Origin of the sequence: Hymenobacter polaris (assembly GCF_012927305.1) — a bacterium.
GTDB lineage: Bacteria > Bacteroidota > Bacteroidia > Cytophagales > Hymenobacteraceae > Hymenobacter > Hymenobacter polaris.
Genome location: NZ_JABBGH010000001.1, coordinates 322,212 through 340,547, shown reverse-complemented (window position 1 = coordinate 340,547; position 18,336 = coordinate 322,212). Strand labels below are relative to the sequence as shown.

Sequence of the window (18,336 nt, the reverse complement as noted above, 5' to 3'; positions counted from 1 at the left end):
TCTTTCGGCACTATTACGCGCCTACTGGGGCCCTAGGGTCGCCGTAGCCTTGGCGGGCCAGGGCGCCGTGAAGTGGTACTGCCCCGAGCCCACGGTGATGGGTACGTAGCCGCCGGCGGCCGGCCCCGTCGGGGTGCCGAGGCTGGCGTCGAGCTTACGCAGGCCTTCGCGCACCACATCGGGGCTGGCGGCGGGCACGTACACGGTAGCCGTCGTATTGGGCGGCACGGTCACGTCGAGGGCAAGCTGGGTGCCGCTGGTTTGCCAGCGGGCCTGGGCGGGGCCGTACACGGTTTCGAGCTGGGCGCTGGCCTGGGTGAAGCCGCCACCGGGCTGGGGCCGCACCGCGAACCTGTGGTAGCCGGGCGCCTCGGCCGTGAGACCCGCCACGCTGGTATACAGCCAGTTGCCGATGGCCCCGTAGGCGTAGTGGTTGAACGAGGTCATGGAGGGCGGGGCGAAGGTGCTGTCGGGCCGCATCGAGTTCCAGCGCTCCCACACGGTGGTGGCCCCCATCGTGACCGGATACAGCCAGGAAGGGTAGGTTTTTTGCAGCAGCAGCTTATAGGCCACGTCGGCGTGGCCGAAGCGGCTCAGCACCTGGCACAGGTAGGGCGTGCCCAAAAAGCCGGTGGTGAGGTGGTTGTTGTACTCAGCCACGTTCTGCACGAGCCGGTCGGCGGCCTGGGCGCGCAGGTTTTCGGGCAGCATATCGAACTGCAGCGCCAGCACGTAGGCCGTTTGGGTGTTCGACATGAGGGCCCCGCCGCCGGTCACGTACTCGCGCACGAACGCGGCCTTGATGCGCGCCAGTAGCGCGGTGTAGTAGGCCGCGTCTTCCGTTTTCCCCAGCACCTGGGCCGCGTTCAGCAGCAGCTGGGTCGAGCGCGCCCAGAAGCACTGCGCCACCAAGCCGTGGCTGGTCACGGCCGAGCGGCCGGCGTTGTCGTCGTCCACGTCGTAGGCCAGCCAGTCGCCAAACTGAAAGCCGGTGTCCCAGAGGCCGTTGCGGCTTCTATCCTCGATGTATTTTACCCAGCGCTGCATGCTGGGGTACTGCACGGCCAGCGTGCGCCGGTCGCCGTACACGGTATACAAATCCCAGGGAATGACGGTGGCCGCGTCGGACCAGCCGGCGGCCCCGATGAGGTTTTTGCCCCAGGTGAAAGGCATGCTCGGCACCACGAAGGGCACGGCGCCATCGGGGCCCTGGTCGGCGGCCAGGTCGCACAGCCACTTGGCAAAGAAGCTGTTGGTGTTGCGGTTGAAGGCCGCCGTGGCGCTGAACACCTCCGCGTCGCCTGTCCACCCTAGGCGCTCGTCGCGCTGGGGGCAGTCGGTGGGCACGTCCAGGAAGTTCCCCTTCTGGCCCCACTGAATATTGCTTTGCAGCTGGTTGACGAGCGGGTTGGAGCAGCTGAACGAGCCCGTGGCGGGCATGTCCGAGTACAGGGCCACGGCCGTGAAGTCGGCCGGGTTCACCGGGCCGGGATACGCGTCGAGGCGCAGGTAGCGGAAGCCGTGGAAGGTGAAGTGCGGCTCGAAGGCCTCGTCCTGGCCGGTGCCGCGCAGGTAGTACGTGTCCTCGGCGGTGGCCGAGCGCAGGTTGGCCAGGTAAAAGTTGCCGTGCTTGTCGAGTACCTCCGAGTGCGAGAGCGTGACTTTGTCGCCGGCCCGGCCGCGGGCCTTCACGCGCACCCAGCCCACCAGGTTCTGGCCAAAGTCGAGGATGGTTTCGCCCTTAGGTGACTTACTGACCTTTAACGCCGTAAAAGTTTCGTGCGCCCGGATGGGCTCGTTGAACGAAGCAAACAGGCCGTCTTTGGCGTAGGGCCGCACCTGGGCCGCCACCCAGCCTAGGGCGGCGTAGCCGGGCTGGGCCCAGCCCAGCTGTGCGCGGCGGGCGTCGTAGGTTTCGCCGCGCTGCAGCTCAGCCCGCCGAATGGGCCCCTCGGCGCTGGTTTGCCAGGTCGCGTCGGTGCCGATGTCCTCGGTGCTGCCATCGGCGTACACTAGGTGCAGCTGCAGCAGCAGGGCAATGTCGCGGCCGTAGATGTTGTGCACGTTGTCGAAGCCTACGAAGCCGCGGTACCAGCCGCTGGCCAGGGTGGCGCCCACGGCGTTGGCGCCCGGCTGCAGCAAGTTCGTCACGTCGTAGGTCTGGTAGGCCAGGCGCTTAGTATAGCTCGTCCAGCCCGGCGTCAGGTAGGCGTCGCCCACGCGGTGGCCGTTCAGCTGGGCTTCGTAGAGGCCGTGGGCCGTGACGTAGGCAGTAGCCGAAGCCAGCTTCTTGCGCACCACAAACTCCTTGCGTAGCACCGGGCTGGGGCGCTGCACCGAGTCTTCGGCGTAGCCCGGTGCTATCCAACTGGCCGTCCAGTTGGTGGGCGTCAGCAGGCCCACCTGCCAGTAGGCGGGCGCGCTCCAGGCCGAAGGGTGGCCGGCATTGTCCCAGGCGCGCACCTGCCAGTAGTAGCGCCGCTGCGCCTGCAAGGCCGGCCCCGCGTACGTGACGTTCACCGACGAGTCGGAAACCACCTTGCCCGATTGCCAAACCGCCTTTTTGCCCGTGCCCAGCCCGGCTACCGAGGCGGCTACCCGCAGCTCGTAGGCCGTTTGGCGCACGCCGCGCCGGTTTTGGGGAGCGCGCAGCTGCCAGCTAAAGCGGGGCTGGGTAACGTCCAGCCCTAGGGGGTTGGTCAGGTTTTCGCAGCGCAGGCTTTGCACTCGCACTTGCGCCGCCGCGCGGCCAGCAGGCAGCAACCCCAAGGCCAGCAGTAGGATAAGTATGTTTTTCATGAGAATAGTGATAAGCTACCGACCCGGCGAAAACTGGCAGCGGATTGCGAAGGCAGAAGCGCCCCAGCTGACTAGCAAGCTTTTGACCGGCAAAAGAAGGCGATAAGCAGCAAATTAGAGCGGTTTCGGAAACAGTATCCGGGTCGCCCTCGGCGTGGGACCCCACCCCCGGCCCCTCCCCTCCGGGAGAGGGGAGCCACGGCGGCCCTAGGCGGTAATCATCAGGCTCCCCTCTCCCGGAGGGGAGGGGATGGGGGTGGGGTCCCACGCCGAGGGCGATTTATACCCTGGGGCTACGGCAAGCTATTCCCAGCTGCCCCGCGTGGCAGAATAAACAACGGGTTGTTTATGTCACGTTGCCATGCCAACCGGCCCTAGGCCCCCCGCCCCGAACCCACCCAGGCCCCCGCTGGCCAGGCAGCTACCCCAGCACAATGCGGTAGCCCGGCATTTCCTGCGCGTAGTCCACCACTACCCGGCGCAGGATGTCCATATCGCGCGGGGCAGCGGCGGCAAACTCCTGCCAGTTAATCAGGCGCAGCTCGGCGGGCATGGGCACGATGGCCACGATGCAGTCGAAAAGGGCGTCCCAATTGGCGCCGTACCAATCGGGGAAGTGCAGGCGCTCCTTAAATAGAGCGTGCAACCCGGCCTTGGTGGTGACGCCTTGCAAGTCGAGGGTCATGGCTGAGTGGCGCGGTTAGTCTTCGGCTACTTCCTCCGCCACCGGTGCGTCGCTGTGCAGGCTCGACTCGCGCACAATGACCCTAGGCTTCAGCACAATGGGCCGGGGCGAGTGCTTACTTTGGTCGGGGCCGGGCAGCATTTTGCGCAGCAACTGCACCGCCGTTTGGCCCATTTGCTGGCAGCGCTGGTCCACGCTGGTCAGGGGCGGCTCGGTGAGGGTGGTGAAGACCTCGTTGCTGAAGCCGGCGATGGCCAAATCCTGCGGCACGCGGAAGCCCAGCTTCTTGGCCATTTGCAGGCCGCCCACCGCCGTCAGGTCGTTGGAGCAGAACACGCCGTCGGGCCGGTGGCTGGGAATGAAGCGCAGCATGCGCTTGAGGGCCGCCGCACCGCCCGCCTGGTTTTGCTCGCACTGGGCCAGCAGGCGCGGCTCGGCGGGCAGGCCGTGGGCGGCCAGCGCATCTAGGTAGCCCTGCTGGCGGTGCTTGAGAATGCTCAGGTGCGGCGGCCCGGTGAGGTGGGCAATGCGCCGGCAGCCCTGCGCAATAAGGTGCTCGGTTACCTGGTAGGCGCCGTAGTAGTCGTTGAGGGTCACGGCGCTCACCTGCTGGCCCTTGAAGCCCTCCACGGCCCGGTCGAAAAACACGAGCGGCACCCCGCTCTGGCGCACCTCCTCGAAGTGGCCGAAATCCTGGGTGGTATCGGCGATGGACACCAGGATGCCGGCCACCTGGGCGTTCATCATCAGCTCGATGGTTTGCTTTTCCTGCTCGGCGTTCTCGTTGCTCTGGCAAATCATTACGTTGAAGCCCGCCGCGCTGGCCTCGGTGGCGATGCCGTGGATAACCTCGGGAAAGAAGAAGCCGGTGATGTGCGGCACCAGCACCCCTAGGGTATTGCTGCGGCCCCGGCGCAGGCCGGCGGCCAGCGGGTTGGGGCGGTAGTGCATTTGCTGGGCCATCTCGCGCACGCGCAGCTTGGTGGCGGCGCTCACCTCGTGGTGGTCGGCCAGGGCGCGCGACACGGTGGAGGGCGAGAGGCCTAGGGCTTTAGCGAGGTCGGTAATGGAGGCGCGGCGGTTCATACTAGCAGAAATAAAGGAATAACAGAGCGGCGGCCAGCAGGGCAGCGGCCCGGCCTAAGCCCAACGGTTGGCAAACGAAAAGTAATGGCTAACTTGGCTACCAGCCCACTAGGCATTTTCTGTTAGCCTTAGGAACAGTAAAATTGCACCAGGGCTGGCAACAATCGGCCCCCAAACCCGACCGGGCACTAAGCAACTTACGTAGGACGTTCCTAAAACCGATTGCCGGCCGGGTGGCCGGGCTGTAGTAGTCGACTGATATGAAGCCAATTCGCTGGTGGCGTGTACTGGGCCTGAGCTTGCTGCTACTGGTGCTGGCGGGCGCGGGCGCGGTTTGGCTACTACTGGCGCGCTATGCTCAGCCCTTTGCCCAGCGCGAAATCAGGAAGGCGCTCACCGGCGAGTCGGAGCTGGCGCTGGCGCCGTTCGAGGTCGATTTTTCTATCTTCCGCGACTTCCCCTACCCCACCGCCACCCTGCGCCACCTGGCCCTCACCGATACCACCCACGGCCGGGCGGTGCCGGTGCTGCAAATCGGCGAGCTGGACCTGCGCCTGGTGGCCCGCGAGCTGCTGCACCGCCGCGTGCGCGTCACCCGCCTCACGGTGCGCGATATTTTGGTGCACCAGGAGGTAGACTCCCTAGGGCGCAGCTGGGGCCTACGCGGCAAAAAGCGCCCCACCCCCCAGGGCCACGCCCCGGCCCTGGAGGTGGCCGTGGACTCGGTGCTGCTCTACAACCTGCGCATCACTACCCATAACGACTACATTCACAGCGCCCTGGCGGCCTCGGCCCGCTACGCCCGCCTGGCCCTGGCCGTGCACGCCGGCCAAATGAGTGTGCGCGGCCACTTTGCGGGCAGCCTCGATGAGCTGCGCAACCGCAGTGGCACGCTGCTGGCCCACGAGCCGGTGCAGGGCCGGGTGCACTACCGCTACGAGTTTGAGCGCCGCCGGGGCACGTTCCTGGGCGGCACGCGCGCCACCCTCAACGGCGACACGATTACGCTGGTGGGCACCCACCGGGCCGACTCGGTGCACACCGGCGGGGCGCCGCGCGGCACTTGGCTCAACCTGCGGTTTTCGGGCAACCAGCCGCTGGTAGAAGTGCTGGATGCCGCCCTGCCCCCGGTGGTGAAGCAGTACATGGCCGGCGCCGTGAGCCCCAGCAAGGCGCGGCTGGTGTACACCATGTCGGGCCTCAGCGGGCCTAGGGTGCGGCCGCGCATCATCATGAACTTTGGGCTGCGCGGGGCCAGCATTCAGTGGCCCGACTCGGCGCGGCGCATCGACCGCTGGGACTTGCAGGCCACCTACGACAACGGCCCGGCCCACGACCCCAGCACCATGCGCGTGCGCTTCAACCAGTGCCGGGTGTACTCGCCGGTGGGCCAGCTCGACGTGAGCTTTTTGCTGCGCGACTTCCGGCGGCCCTACGTGGAAGGGCATTTGCACGGGCGCACCGACCTGCCGGCCCTGGCCGTGGTGCTGCCCAGCAGCCGCTGGCACGCCAGCCAGGGCGTGGCCGACCTCAACGTGCGCCTGCGGGGCTTGCTGCCCATGATGGGCCCTAGGCACCCCGGCGAGTTCCGCAAGAACATGTCGGTGTTTGGCACCGCCACCTTGCACGACGTAACCCTGCGCCTCAAGAACCGCCGCACCGGCTTGCAGCATCTCAACGTGCAGATTGGGCTGCGCGATAGCCTGTGGCAGCTCACCAACGCCTCGGGCGTGCTGGGCCAGGGTATGCGGTTTAAGGCCTCGGCCAGCACGGTGCACCTGCTCGACTTCTTTACCGACCAAAGCGAAACGGCGCGCATCGCGGGCACCTTCGACCTCAACGAGCTGGACCTAGGGCAGCTGCGCGAGCTAATTCGCCGCCCAGGCAGCGTGCTCGCGCCTAGCCCTACGGCGCGCACCACCGCCCAAAAGCGCCGCCTGGCCGCCACCCTGGGCCGCCGCCTCATTCCGCCCGGCCTGCGCCTCGACGTGGCCCTGCACCTAGGCAAGCTGGCCCTGGCCACCGACACCCTGCGCGACTTGGCCGTGCGCGTGCGCCACGATGGGCGGCTGGTGCAGCTTACCGGCATCCGGGGCCGCCTCTGGGATGGCGCAGTAAGTGGCCGGGTGCAGTGGCCCACCGACTCGACCAATGCCGTGGCGCCGGTGAGCTACAACGTAGCGTTTAAGTTTGACACGCTCAGCTACAAGTACTTGTTGAGCCGCCTCAGCCACCCGCCCAAGCATTCGGCCAAGCGCCCCACCAGCCCGGCCGTGCGCGAGTTGCTGCTGGCCGCCAATGGCCACCTGAGCTACGACATCAACACCCTGGCCCTGCCCGACGGCGAAGCCCTGCGCGCCGTGCACCTGCGCCTCGACAAGGATGGCAGCGCCCTCAACATGCCCGAAATGCGCTTTACGGCGCCCCAGGGCGGGCGGGGCCGGGGCCAGGCGCTGGTGCTGCTCGATGGCTTGCACATTGTGGCCGCCGACGCCACGCTGGATTTGCGCTACGCCCAGCTCGATATTCCGCGCCTGCTGCAATTAATGGCCAGCGTGGCCCCACCCCAGCCCGCCGACTCGGCCGCGCGTGCCGCTTTGCGCGCCGCGCGCCTAGCCCGCCGCCTGGCCCGCAATGGCGGCCAGCGGCCCACTTCCATGCTCACCAACGGGCAGTTTACGGCCTTGCTGCGCGTGGAGGCCGACCAAGTACGCTACGGCGGCGTGACGGGGGGCTCGTTCCGGCTGGTGTCGCGGCTGCGCGAGGGCGAGGCCCTGCTCGACGTATGCACCCTCAACACGCAAGAGGGGCGCATCTCGCTGCGCGGCAAGCTCATTACCAACGCCGGCAGCCAGCACCACCCGCTGCAAGTGCAGGCGCTGCTGGAGGACATCAACCTACCCACGCTATTTCAGACGTTTACCGACGTGAACTTGAACGTGCTCACGGCCAACAATATTCGGGGCTCGCTGCGCTGCGCCGCCGCCCTGCGCACCGACCTTGACGCGCGCTTTTTACCCAACCTCAACTACACCACCGGCTACCTCAAAGCCGACATTCGCAACCTGGAGCTGATTGACGTAGAGGCGCTCGAAGATGCCTTTAAGCTGGTGAAGAAGCGCACGCACCACCTCTACTTCGAGCCCGTTGCCACCGAGTTTGTGCTTAGTAAGGGCCAGCTGCTCATCCCCGACCTGCGCCTCGACAGCAACCTCACCGAGCTGCAAGTGAGCGGACGCTACGGGTTCGATGGCCGCGCCAACCTCTTCATCGGCATGAACCCGGTGCACGCGCTGCTGGGCAACAACCAAAAGCGCATTGCCCGCATCCAGGCCGGCGAAGAAGTGAACCGCCACGCTACCAAGCTCACCTACGTGAACCTGAGCCGCACCCAGCCCCACACCAAGTACCAGGTGCGCGTTTTCCAGAAGAACGAGCAGCGCCAGCAGCAGGCCATCTTGCGCCGCCAAAGCCACCTGCTCATCCTCACCCAGCGCCTCGACACCACCCTGCACTTGCTGCCGCGCACGCCCCTCACGGCCTCGCCCGCCCAGCCCGCTACCAGCACCGCCGATACGCCCTAGGGGTTGTTGTTGGTAAAAAGACAGGAAAAGACAACTAAAAAAGGCGGTCATGCTGAGCGCAGCCGAAGCATCTCTACCGAACAATGGCCCTAGGCGGCGCGGTAGAGATGCTTCGGCTGCGCTCAGCATGACGTGCTTTCTGAGTTGTTTCGACTTTTCTATGTTAGCTTAGAAAGCCTCGTTAACCACCCCTAGGCCAGTATTTCCTCGATGCGAGCCAGCTCGTCGGCGCTGAAATCCGCTTTGGCCAGGCTGCCCACCGCGTCGGTAATCTGAGCGGGCTTGCTGGCCCCGATGATGACGGACGTCATGCGTGGGTCGCGTAGCACCCAGGCCAGCGCCAGTTGGGCCAGCGACTGGCCGCGCTGCTGGGCCAGCTCGTTCAGCTGACGGGCTTTTTCGATGTTGGCGGGGTTGAGCTGGCTTTCCTCAATGGCGCCGTTGCCGAGCTGGCGGGCGGCGCGCGAGTCGGGCGGCACGCCCTGCAAGTATTTGTCGGTCAGCACGCCCTGGGCCAGGGCCGAAAAGGCAATGCAGCCCACGCCTTCTTCGGCCAGCGCGTCGAGCAGGCCGTGCTCGGGGTCGCGCACCAGCAGCGAGTACTTGGGCTGGTGCAGCAGGCAAGGCGTGCCCAGCTCGCGCAGCAGGGCGCAGGCGCGGCGGATTTCTTCGGGGTTGTAGCTGCTCAGGCCTACGTACAGGGCCTTGCCCTGGCGCACCATATCGGCCAGCGCCATCATGCTTTCCTCCAGGGGCGTATCGGGGTCGGGGCGGTGGTGATAGAACACATCCACGTAGTCGAGGCCCATCCGGCGCAGGCTTTGCTCTAAGCTGGCCATCAAGTATTTGCGCGAGCCGCCGTCGCCGTAGGGGCCGGGCCACATGCCGTAGCCCGCCTTCGAGCTGATGAACAGCTCGTCGCGGTAGGGCCGGAAATCGCTCTTATACAGTTGGCCAAACGTTTCCTCGGCGGCGCCGGGGGGCGGGCCGTAGTTGTTGGCCAGGTCGAAGTGCGTAATGCCCGCGTCGAAGGCCGTGCGCAGCATGGTGCGGCAGTTGCCCAGGGCATCGCGCTCGCCAAAGTTTTGCCACAAGCCCAGCGAGATGGCGGGTAGCTGCACGCCGCTGCGCCCGCTGCGGCGGTAGCTCATGTGGTCGTAGCGGGTGAGGGTTGGTTGGTAGCTCATGAGTGGAGAAGGGGGTGGCAAAGGAGATGCGGGGCTACAACTAGCCGCGCGGAAGGGAGGTTAAAAGTAGGCTTCCCGTGCCGTACTTGGGGGCCAGGTAGTCTACCAAGCTCAAGTTGCGGAGTATAATCAGGTCATCAATTTCCCTCCTTGGCTAAGGAGGGAATGCTTCGGCGAAGCCGAAGCGGGGTGGTTGCCGGGCGTTGAACGACTCGCCCGCTAACTCGTGCAACGCCCGCAACCACCCCCGTTGGCGCGCCGCGCCAACATCCCCTCCTTGGCTAAGGAGGGGAATTCGCCGCCTGACTATACTCCGCAACTTGAGTTACCAACGCTCCTTTCTATGTCTTTCCGCTTTTTACCGACCCTAGGCCTGCTGGCCGCTGCGCTGCCCGCCCTGGCCCAGTCGCCTGCCCCGGCGCCCACCCGCGCGCAGGATTCAGCCTTTGTGCGCCAGCACTACCGCAAGCTTGACCGCCAAGTAGTTATGCGCGACGGGGTGAAGCTCGCCACCATCGTGTACGTGCCGCGCGATGCCGACCGCGCCCACCCCTACCCCATTATTATGGAGCGCACGCCCTACGGCGCCGGCCCGCGCGGCGAGGACCACTACCCCCTGCGCGGCCCCGGCCCCAGCCGCGAGCTAAGCCAGGAAAAGTACATTTTCGTGTATCAGGACGTGCGCGGCCGCTACCTCAGCGAGGGGCAGTTTGAGGAGATGACGCCCGCCCTAGGGCCCACCGCCGCGAATAAGGCGCGCCGTATTCCTAGAGGCCCGGCCGCGCCCCACGACGAAAGCACCGACACCTACGATACCATTGAGTGGCTGCTCCAAAACGTGCCCGGCAACAACGGCCGCGTGGGCATCATGGGTATCTCGTACCCAGGTTTTTATGCTACGGCTAGCCTGCCCGGCGCCCACCCGGCCCTCAAGGCCGTATCGCCCCAGGCGCCGGTCACCGACGAGTTTATGGGCGACGATGCCTACCACAACGGCGCGTTTTTCCTGCTCGACAACTTCGATTTCACCAACTTCTTCGATGTGCCCCGGCCCCAGCCCACGGCCCGCTACCAGCCGCTGTTCAAGCTGAATATCACCGATAGCTACGCCTTCTTCCGGGCCCTAGGGCCTTTGCAAAATGCCAACCAGCCGCAGTACTTCGGGGGCCGGGCTAAGGTGTGGAACGAGTACTTAGCCCACAACACCTACGACGCCTACTGGCAGGCGCGCAATATTCGGCCGCACCTGACGGGGGTGCGCCCGGCCGTGCTGGTGGTGGGCGGCTGGTTCGACGCCGAGGACTTGTTTGGGGCGCTGCACACCTACCAGGCCATCGAACAGCAGAACCCCAGGGCTACCAACCGCCTGGTGATGGGCCCCTGGACCCACGGCGCCTGGAGCCGCACCGACTGGAGCAAGTTTGGCCCGCTCAGCTTCGGCCAGAACACGGCTGAGTATTACCGCCGCACACTGGAAACGCCGTTTTTCAATTACTACCTCAAAGACAAAGGCAGCTTCAACCCCGCCGAAGCGACGCTATTCGACACCGGCACCAACCAGTGGCAGACCTTTGCGGCCTGGCCGCCCAAAGAGGCGCAGAGCCGGGCCTATTACCTCAATGGCCTAGGCCAATTAGCCGCGGCACCCGCCGCCAGCCCGGCCGACGAATACCGCAGCGACCCCGCGCACCCGGTGCCCTACACAGCCGCCATCCAGGGCGGGCGCAACAATGAGTATATGGTAGAGGACCAGCGCTTTGCCGCCCAGCGCCCCGATGTGCTGAGTTTCCAAACCGAGCCGCTTGCGCAGCCCCTGACCGTGGCCGGGCCCCTAGGGGCTGACCTCTGGGTGAGCACCAGCGGCACCGACGCCGACTTCATCGTAAAGCTTATCGACGTGCTGCCCGACAGCGCCGCCACGCCCGCGCCCGGCGGGGCGCTGCCGGCCGGCGCCCAGCGCCTAGTGCGGGCCGAGGTGTTTCGCGGGCGCTTCCGCAACAGCTTCGAGCAGCCCGAGGCCTTCCAACCCAACGTGCCTACCGAAGTAAAATTTGCCCTCAACGACGTGCTGCACACGTTCAAGCCCGGCCACCGCCTCATGGTGCAGGTGCAAAGCACCTGGTTTCCGCTGGTTGATTTGAATCCGCAGCAGTTTGGCGGCGCGGCACCAGCGGGCACGGCCGATGCTAAACCCGCCACCATTCGCCTGTACCACGAGCCGGGCTACGCGTCGCGGGTGGTGCTGCCGGTGCAGTAAAGGCTCGATAGCATAAGAAAGGCCGTCATGCTGAGCCTGTCGAAGCATCTCTACCACGCCGTATTGTTCGGTAGAGATGCTTCGACAGGCTCAGCATGACGGCCTTTTTTATGCTGTCGGGCCTGTTTCTACTGCCTACTAAGTAAGCGGGTCGGCCGAGGCTTGCTTCTGCGCGTGCCAGAGCACCATTCGCCAGCCTTCGGGCTGCTGCACGTATACCACGGCGTACTTGATACGGATGAAGCTGGGCTGCCCGTCGGCGCCGGGGCCTAGGTTGATGCGCACCTGGCCGTTGACCACAGCCGTACGGTCGTCGGCGTAGGGCCGCACGGTCAGGGCCTCGATGTCAACGTGGTCGTAGCGGCTCTGGCCGCTGGCTACCGAAGCCAGGTAGCTGGCTTTGCTATCCTGGTGGCCGTTGGAATGGGTGTAGATGAGGTCGTTGGCCAGGATGTTGGCCAGCGCATCAGTGTCGCGGGCAATTTGGGCGTCGAAGCGGCGGCGCTCCAGCTGCGCTATTTCGTGGGGTACGGACATGAAAAAAAACGAAGGGAGCCGCAAAGAACGGTCCCGCCGCGCTAGGCCGGCGCGGAGCTGGCCTTTTCGCCCACGTCGGGCCTAGGCAGGTACACGGTGAAGGTAGAGCCCACGCCTAGTTCGCTGGCTACTTCCACGCGCCCGCCCACGTTCTCCACCAGCTTTTTCACCATGTAGAGGCCAATGCCGGCGCCCTCCACGTGGGCGTGCAGCCGCTGAAACATGCCGAAGAGCTTTTGCTGGCTGGCGGCATCCAGGCCCAGGCCATTGTCTTCCACGCTCAAGCGCACGTAGTCGCCGGCGGGGCAGGCGCGCAGCACCACCCGCGGCGGCCGGTCGGGCGAGCGGTACTTGAGGGCGTTGCTGAGCAGGTTGTAAATCACGCCGCGCAGGTTTTTCTCGGAGCACAGCACCGGGGGGCTGTCCTGCACGTCGAGCACCAGCTCGGCCCCGGCGCGCTGCACCAGCGGGGCCAGGTCGAGGGCCACGCCGCGCACCACCTTGTCCAGCAGCACGGGCGTGGCCGCCGCGCTGTGCTGGCGGTGCACCTGCGTCACGTCGGTGAGCTGGTCGATGGTATGCTGAAAGCGCGTAATCGAGCTGCGCATCAGCCGCAGAATATCCTGCACCGGCACCGAGCGCTCGGGGGGTAGCTCGTCGAGCAGCGCTTGCAGCAGCCCGTCGATGTTGTTGACGGGCTGCTTGAGGTCGTGCGAGGCCGCGTACACGAAGGTGTCGAGGTCCACGTTCACGCGGCTGAGCTGGTTGTTTTTATCGCGCAGCTGGCGCTGGGCCAGCTGCAAGCGCGCCTGGGCCAGCTTGTGCTCGTGAATGTCGGTGTAGGTGCCAATCCACTGCCGCACCCAGCCGTGCTCATCGCGCGAGGGCAGGGCGCGGGCCAGCAGCCAGCGGTATTCGCCGGCCGCGTTGCGCACCCGCAGCTCCAGCTCGAAGGGCTCGCCGGTGCGGACGCAGCTCAGCCACTGAGCCAGCACGGCGGCCCGGTCGTCGGGGTGGGTGCGCTCGCGCAGCTGGCGGGCAAAGCTGGCGGAATTATCACCCGCAAAATCAACCCAGCGCTGGTTGACGTAGTAGTTGTGGCCCGTGGCGTCGGCGCTCCAGGCAATTTGCGGAATGCCCTCCAAAATGCGGCTGGTATCAGCCACTACCTGCTTTTGCTGGGCAATTTCTTCGGTTTGCCGGTTCAACTGGTCGCTTTGGGCCGCTACCTGGGCCTGCATGGTGCGCAGCCGCCGCCCCTCCGACAGGTCGGTTACCAGCACCGCCAGCACCTTAGTTTCGTGAAGGAAAAGTGCGCTCACCGATACTACACAGGCAAACAGCTCGCCGGCGGCCGTGCGCAGCAGCACCTCGCCCCGCGTGGGGTTTTGCCAACCTTCACGCAGCAGGGCCGCCCAATACTCTTGGGTTTGCGCCGGCACGTAGGGCGTCAGCTCGCCGCCCAGCACGGTGGCCAACGGGTAGCCCAGCAACTGCGCTAGCGCCACGTTGGCGTACAGTACCAGGCCTTCGGCGCTTAGCAGGGCGGCGCCTTCGCTCATTTGCTCTACCAGCACGCGGTAGCTGTAGTCGGCGCCCTCGCGGGTGGCAAAGCGGGGCCCCAGGCCGGCGTCGGGCAGGGCCAGGCCATCGACGGCTCCGCTGCGCACGGCCGCTACTAGCTCCTCGGCTTCGCGCAGGCGCTGGCGCAGTTCTTCGTTTTCGCGGGCTAGGTCGTCGGCCGAAGTAAGGGGAAGCATAGCGGCAGGGATAGCACCGGCAAATTACGGTAGTAGGGGCAGGCCCAGCGCTTCCAGCACCTTTTCGCGGGCCGATAAGTCGCCGATGATGCGGCGGTGGGGCAGCGGCTCCATGCGCAGCAGCATGGGTACCGCCAGTATCTGGTGTTCACGCACCAGCTCGGGCTGCTGGTATATGTCTACGATGTGCAGCACGTAGCGGCCGGCCAGGTAGTGCTCGCAAATTTCTTTGCAGTTGCGCACTGCCCGCGCCGAGTTGGGAGTAGCGCCGGTGATGAAGAGCTGAAAAATAAATTCCGGCGCTTCATCGGAGTTGGGGGGCCTAGGAGAAGCTATCATGCTGCCTCAGCGGTAAGGCTGCGCAGCAGTTGCTCAGGGTTGGATAAGTCGCCCACCAGGCACTTGCGGCGGCCGGGGCCGCGCTGCACCAGGGCCGGCAGTGCCAGCAGCTGCTCGCGCCGGGCTACTTCCGGAAACGCTTGCACGTCAACCACCTCTAGCGCGTAGCGCCCGGCCAGGTGCTGCTCGCAGCAGCCGCGCAGGTTGGCCAGGGCCCGCGTGGCCCGGTCGCTGGGGCCGGCTACGTACAGGCACAGCTGCCAGGGCTGGCTATTTGCCGCCGCCGGGGTGGCCGCTAGCGTCGTCGTGGTGTCGTCCCGCCGGTTCCTCATCATGGCCGCATGTACGCAGGATTACCCTAGCGGTTGTGTGGAAGGTAGGCTGGCCGGGCCCGACGCCAAACCCTGGCGGGCGTGCTGCTGGGCTTCGGCTTCGCGGTTGCTTTGGCGCAGTTCCTCCTCTACCGACTCAAACTCGGTGCGCAGGTTGGCAATGGAGGCTTCCAGCACCAGGCGCTTGCGGGTTAACTCGCGCTCTTTGCGGGCCAGCTCGTGGGCGTGGGCCTGGGCCTGGCGCTCTTCTAGCAGGCGCTGGGCTTGGCGGCCGGTGCCGGTGATGATGCCGCCGGCCCCCAGCACTACCTCGAGCAGCTGCACGCCATCGTCGGTCAGCAAAAACTCGCGCACCTGGTTGGAGTGGGCCATGCCGCGTGCTTTCAAAATGCTCAGGCCGCGGTTGCGCTCGCCCACGCCTTCGAGGTCGCGCACGGTCAGCCACACGTCGGCCAGCGAGGCAATGCCCTCTTCGGTCATTTCCTGCCCTAGGCGCCCCGATACCAGCGCCGTAAACAACGCCGTTATGTTATTGACTTTTAAGTAGTCAATGAGCCTGGTGAGCATGCCGCGCACTTCCAGCAGCGAGCCCACCGACACCAGGTTGCTGATGGGGTCTACCACCACGGCGCTGGGCTTAAACTCGGCCAGGCGGTTGTGAATGGTGACCAGGTGGCGCTCCAGGCCGTTGAGCGTGGGGCGCGAGGCCTCAATGTGCAGCAGGCCACTATCAACCACCGGCTGCAGGTCGAGCCCCACTGAGCGCATGTTGCGGATGAGCTGCGGCCCCGACTCCTCGAACGCGAAGTAGAGCGTGCGCTCGCCGCGCTGGCAGGCGGCCAGGGCAAAGGCGGCGGCCAGCGTGGTTTTGGCGGTGCCCGCCGTGCCCGAGATGAGTACGCTGCTGCCCCGGTACCAGCCCCGGCGCGTAAACATCTCATCGAGCCCCGCTACCCCCGACGATATTATTTCAGACGAAACCGGGTAGTCGAGCTGCAGCGACGTGATGGGCAGCACCGAAATACCCGTTTCGGTGATGATATAGGGGTATTCGTTGGTGCCGTGGGTGCTGCCACGGTACTTCACCACCCGCAGGCGGCGAGTCGTCACCTGGTCCACCACCCGGTTGTCGAGCACAATAACGCAGTCCGACACGTACTCTTCGAGGCCCTGGCGGGTGAGGTGGCCCTCGCCCCGCTCGGCCGTAATGATGGTGGTCACGCCCCGGTCTTTGAGCCAGCGAAACAGCCGCTGCAGCTCCGAGCGCAGCACGGCCTCGTTGTGAAAGCCCCCAAAGAGCGCCTCCAGCGTATCGAGCACCACTCGCTTGGCCCCCACCTGGTCGATGGCGTAGCCCAGGCGAATGAAGAGCCCCTCCAGGTCGAAGTCGCCGGCCTCGGCCAGCTGCGCCCGGTCTACCTGCACGTGGTCGAGCGCGAGCTGCCCATTGGCTTCCAGGCCGCGCAGGTCGAAGCCCAGCGAGGCGACGTTGGCGGCCAGCTCATCGGCGCTTTCTTCAAAGGTCATGAGCACGCCCGGCTCGTGGTAGTCGAGCACCCCGCGCACCAGAAACTCGATGCCCAGCAGGGTTTTGCCACAGCCCGCGGCCCCGGCCAGCAGCGTGGGGCGGCCTAGGGGCAGGCCGCCTTCGGTAATCTCGTCGAGGCCCGCGATGCCCGTGGGGGCCTTCGGCAGCTTCGGCAGCGGGGGCGCCGCCGGCGGCTGGGAGTAGGACATAAGGTGTAGAGGTGAAGCCCTTAGAGGCTTGCGAAACAAGGTAAAAGTACGGCACAAAAATTTGCGGCTCCTGGGCCGTGCGGCCGGCGCCGCGCCGCCAGCCGAGAACCTTTTAGGGGCCTAGGCGGTCTAGTATAGTAGTTAAGTAACTTACTAAAGTAGCTTTCCTACTATGCCCCCTGCTCCACACCTAGCCACCGACCTGCGCACCGTGGTGACGCGCCTGGTTAAAAAGCTGCGCACCCACTCGCCCAGCCGCGAGCAGCTCTCGCTGACCGAGCGCTCGGTGGTGCGCCTGCTCGACCAGCACCCGCACCTGCTGCCCAGCGAGCTGGCCGCCCGCGAGAAAGTAACCACCCAGGCCATGTCGCAGATACTGCGCCACTTGGCCGCGCGGGGCTACCTCACGCGCCAGCCCTCGCCCACCGACCGGCGCAAGGTGCTGGTGGCGCTGGCGCCCGCCGGGCGCGCGCTGCTACGGGCCGCCCGCCAGGAGCGCGACGAGTGGCTGCACCAAACCCTGCAGCAAACGTGCTCGGCCGCCGAGCTGGCTTGCCTGCAGCAGGCCCTTCCCATTTTAAGCAAGCTGGTTGACGCTGACTAAGGCCCCGGCGGCTGCTATATCACAACATGAATTTAAGCACTTTTCGCGCGCTGAAAAGCCGCAACTTTCGCCTCTACTTTGTGGGGCAAGCCCTGTCGCTGCTGGGCACCTGGATGCAGAAAACGGCCGTGAGTTGGGTTATTTACGCCACTACGCACTCCAAACTAATGCTGGGCCTCAGCGTATTTGCCACCATGTTTCCGGCAGCGGCGTTCTCGCTGGTGGGGGGCGGCGTGGCCGACCGCTACAACCGCTACCGGGTGCTGCTGACTACGCAGGTGCTGGCCATGTTGCAGGCCGCGCTGCTCACGGCTTGGGTGTACTTCCAGCCCGAGGGGGTGTGGGGCATCATTGGGCTGAGCGCGCTGCTGGGCATCATCAACGGCTTCGACGTGCCGGCGCGGCAGTCGCTGGTGCACCAGCTGGTGGAGGACAAAAATGATTTGCCCAACGCCTTGGCCCTCAATTCGTCGATGGTGAACCTCTCGAAGCTGCTGGGGCCGGCCGTGGCGGGGCTGGCCATTGAGGGCCTAGGGGCCACGGCCTGCTTCGGGCTGAATGCCCTGAGCTTCGTGGCCGTCATTGGCTCGCTGCTGGCGCTACGGCTGCCGGCCTACGTGGCCTCGGTGCACAAAAAAAACATCCTGGGCGAGCTGCGCGAGGGCCTAGGGTACCTGCGCGCCACCCACAACATTCGGTTCGTGGTGCTGATGCTGGCCCTGGTGAGCTTGCTAGCGCTGCCTTTTACGACGCTCATGCCCGTGTACGCCAAGGATATTTTTCACGGCACGGCCACCACCTTCGGGCTGATTGACAGCGCCATCGGGGCCGGCGCTTTTGTGGGGGCGCTGTACTTGGCCTCGCGCCCGCCCGGCACCAACCTGAATCGGATTCTGATGCTGAACACGTTCATCTTCGGGGCCGGGCTCATGCTGTTCTCGCACGCGCCCACCTACTGGCTGGCACTGGTGTTCATTGCCCTAGGGGCCTTCGGGATGATGTCGCAGATTACCATCTCCAACACCCTGTTGCAAACCCAGGCGCGGCCCGATATGCGGGGCCGGGTCATCAGCTTCTACGTGCTGGCCTACACGGGCATGGTGCCCTTGGGCAGCCTGCTGGTGGGCTGGGTTTCGCAGCGCATCGGGGTGCAGAACACAGTGCTGCTGCAAGGTCTGCTGGCCCTAGGGCTGGGTGGGCTGCACTGGCGCGAGCTGCACAAGCTGCCGGCCGTGCACACCGATATGCCACCCCAGGCCAACTCCACCCAGGGCCTGGCGCTATCGAGCTAGCCTGTTTATACTAGTATCCTTAAAAAAGAACGTCATGCTGAGCCCCGCGAAGCATCTCTACCGAACGATACGGCGCGGGAGAGATGCTTCGCGGGGCTCAGCATGACGTTCTGGTTTATTGCTAGTTGAGCACTTTA

At 65.7% G+C, this 18,336-nt stretch carries 13 protein-coding genes; 4 read left to right on the top strand and 9 right to left on the bottom strand.

Features of this window, described 5'->3' with window-relative positions; translation table 11 throughout:
• Positions 1 to 21: 21 nt before the first annotated feature.
• The 3 genes from HHL22_RS01380 to HHL22_RS01370 all read right to left on the bottom strand — a co-directional run bounded on the left by HHL22_RS01380 (position 22) and on the right by HHL22_RS01370 (position 4,570).
• A complete protein-coding gene (locus tag HHL22_RS01380) occupies positions 22 to 2,799 on the bottom strand; it encodes an alpha-L-rhamnosidase (protein WP_169529181.1) in 2,778 nt (925 codons plus the stop codon).
• Between the two features lie 421 nt (positions 2,800 to 3,220).
• Positions 3,221 to 3,484 (bottom strand): barstar family protein, encoded by a 264-nt coding sequence (locus HHL22_RS01375; protein ID WP_169529180.1) that lies wholly within the window; start codon positions 3,482 to 3,484, stop codon positions 3,221 to 3,223.
• A 15-nt stretch (positions 3,485 to 3,499) separates the two neighbouring features.
• Positions 3,500 to 4,570, bottom strand: a complete 1,071-nt coding sequence (locus tag HHL22_RS01370) for a LacI family DNA-binding transcriptional regulator (protein WP_169529179.1) — start codon at positions 4,568 to 4,570, stop codon at positions 3,500 to 3,502.
• 260 nt (positions 4,571 to 4,830) lie between these two features.
• Here HHL22_RS01370 and HHL22_RS01365 point away from each other — a divergent pair, with 260 nt between their 5' ends.
• Positions 4,831 to 8,154 carry an AsmA-like C-terminal region-containing protein gene (locus HHL22_RS01365; protein ID WP_169529178.1) on the top strand — a complete coding sequence of 1,108 codons (3,324 nt, stop codon included), beginning with the start codon at positions 4,831 to 4,833 and terminating at the stop codon, positions 8,152 to 8,154.
• 191 nt (positions 8,155 to 8,345) lie between these two features.
• Here the strand turns inward: HHL22_RS01365 and mgrA are convergent, their stop codons facing one another.
• Positions 8,346 to 9,341: an L-glyceraldehyde 3-phosphate reductase gene (gene mgrA, locus HHL22_RS01360; protein WP_169529177.1), complete on the bottom strand. Its 996-nt coding sequence runs from the start codon at positions 9,339 to 9,341 to the stop codon at positions 8,346 to 8,348.
• A 343-nt stretch (positions 9,342 to 9,684) separates the two neighbouring features.
• On the opposite strand from mgrA, the gene HHL22_RS01355 reads away from it, so the two are divergent.
• Positions 9,685 to 11,598, top strand: a complete 1,914-nt coding sequence (locus tag HHL22_RS01355; RefSeq protein WP_206680675.1) for a CocE/NonD family hydrolase — start codon at positions 9,685 to 9,687, stop codon at positions 11,596 to 11,598.
• A 138-nt stretch (positions 11,599 to 11,736) separates the two neighbouring features.
• Here HHL22_RS01355 and HHL22_RS01350 read toward each other — a convergent pair whose 3' ends face one another.
• From HHL22_RS01350 to kaiC, 5 genes are read right to left on the bottom strand one after another with little or no spacing between them, the layout of a single operon-like run.
• Entirely contained in the window at positions 11,737 to 12,135 is a 399-nt protein-coding gene (locus tag HHL22_RS01350) for a nuclear transport factor 2 family protein (protein ID WP_169529176.1), read from the bottom strand.
• Positions 12,136 to 12,176: 41 nt separating this feature from the next.
• Positions 12,177 to 13,895 carry a sensor histidine kinase gene (locus HHL22_RS01345; RefSeq protein ID WP_169529175.1) on the bottom strand — a complete coding sequence of 573 codons (1,719 nt, stop codon included), beginning with the start codon at positions 13,893 to 13,895 and terminating at the stop codon, positions 12,177 to 12,179.
• Positions 13,896 to 13,919: 24 nt separating this feature from the next.
• Positions 13,920 to 14,234 (bottom strand): circadian clock KaiB family protein, encoded by a 315-nt coding sequence (locus HHL22_RS01340; protein ID WP_169529174.1) that lies wholly within the window; start codon positions 14,232 to 14,234, stop codon positions 13,920 to 13,922.
• The gene (locus HHL22_RS01335; RefSeq protein ID WP_169529173.1) at positions 14,231 to 14,569 is read right to left on the bottom strand and encodes a circadian clock KaiB family protein; all 339 of its coding nucleotides are present in this window, start codon (positions 14,567 to 14,569) and stop codon (positions 14,231 to 14,233) included. The genes HHL22_RS01340 and HHL22_RS01335 overlap by 4 nt, the downstream gene beginning before the upstream one ends.
• A gap of 18 nt (positions 14,570 to 14,587) precedes the next feature.
• Positions 14,588 to 16,303, bottom strand: a complete 1,716-nt coding sequence (kaiC, locus tag HHL22_RS01330) for a circadian clock protein KaiC (RefSeq protein ID WP_169529172.1) — start codon at positions 16,301 to 16,303, stop codon at positions 14,588 to 14,590.
• A 172-nt stretch (positions 16,304 to 16,475) separates the two neighbouring features.
• Between kaiC and HHL22_RS01325 the strand changes: the two genes are divergently transcribed.
• Complete coding sequence (locus HHL22_RS01325) at positions 16,476 to 16,907, top strand: MarR family winged helix-turn-helix transcriptional regulator (RefSeq protein WP_169529171.1); 432 nt, start codon at positions 16,476 to 16,478, stop codon at positions 16,905 to 16,907.
• A 26-nt stretch (positions 16,908 to 16,933) separates the two neighbouring features.
• Positions 16,934 to 18,199 carry an MFS transporter gene (locus HHL22_RS01320; protein WP_169529170.1) on the top strand — a complete coding sequence of 422 codons (1,266 nt, stop codon included), beginning with the start codon at positions 16,934 to 16,936 and terminating at the stop codon, positions 18,197 to 18,199.
• Positions 18,200 to 18,336: the final 137 nt, after the last annotated feature.

Coding starts and splice junctions, on each gene's coding strand:
- HHL22_RS01350 (WP_169529176.1), bottom strand. CDS start 12,135: ATGTCCGTACCCCACGAAATAGCGCAGCTGGAGCGCCGCCGCTTCGAC.
- HHL22_RS01370 (WP_169529179.1), bottom strand. CDS start 4,570: ATGAACCGCCGCGCCTCCATTACCGACCTCGCTAAAGCCCTAGGCCTC.
- mgrA (WP_169529177.1), bottom strand. CDS start 9,341: ATGAGCTACCAACCAACCCTCACCCGCTACGACCACATGAGCTACCGC.
- HHL22_RS01355 (WP_206680675.1), top strand. CDS start 9,685: ATGTCTTTCCGCTTTTTACCGACCCTAGGCCTGCTGGCCGCTGCGCTG.
- HHL22_RS01365 (WP_169529178.1), top strand. CDS start 4,831: ATGAAGCCAATTCGCTGGTGGCGTGTACTGGGCCTGAGCTTGCTGCTA.
- HHL22_RS01345 (WP_169529175.1), bottom strand. CDS start 13,895: ATGCTTCCCCTTACTTCGGCCGACGACCTAGCCCGCGAAAACGAAGAA.
- HHL22_RS01340 (WP_169529174.1), bottom strand. CDS start 14,234: ATGATAGCTTCTCCTAGGCCCCCCAACTCCGATGAAGCGCCGGAATTT.
- HHL22_RS01335 (WP_169529173.1), bottom strand. CDS start 14,569: ATGATGAGGAACCGGCGGGACGACACCACGACGACGCTAGCGGCCACC.
- kaiC (WP_169529172.1), bottom strand. CDS start 16,303: ATGTCCTACTCCCAGCCGCCGGCGGCGCCCCCGCTGCCGAAGCTGCCG.
- HHL22_RS01325 (WP_169529171.1), top strand. CDS start 16,476: ATGCCCCCTGCTCCACACCTAGCCACCGACCTGCGCACCGTGGTGACG.
- HHL22_RS01380 (WP_169529181.1), bottom strand. CDS start 2,799: ATGAAAAACATACTTATCCTACTGCTGGCCTTGGGGTTGCTGCCTGCT.
- HHL22_RS01320 (WP_169529170.1), top strand. CDS start 16,934: ATGAATTTAAGCACTTTTCGCGCGCTGAAAAGCCGCAACTTTCGCCTC.
- HHL22_RS01375 (WP_169529180.1), bottom strand. CDS start 3,484: ATGACCCTCGACTTGCAAGGCGTCACCACCAAGGCCGGGTTGCACGCT.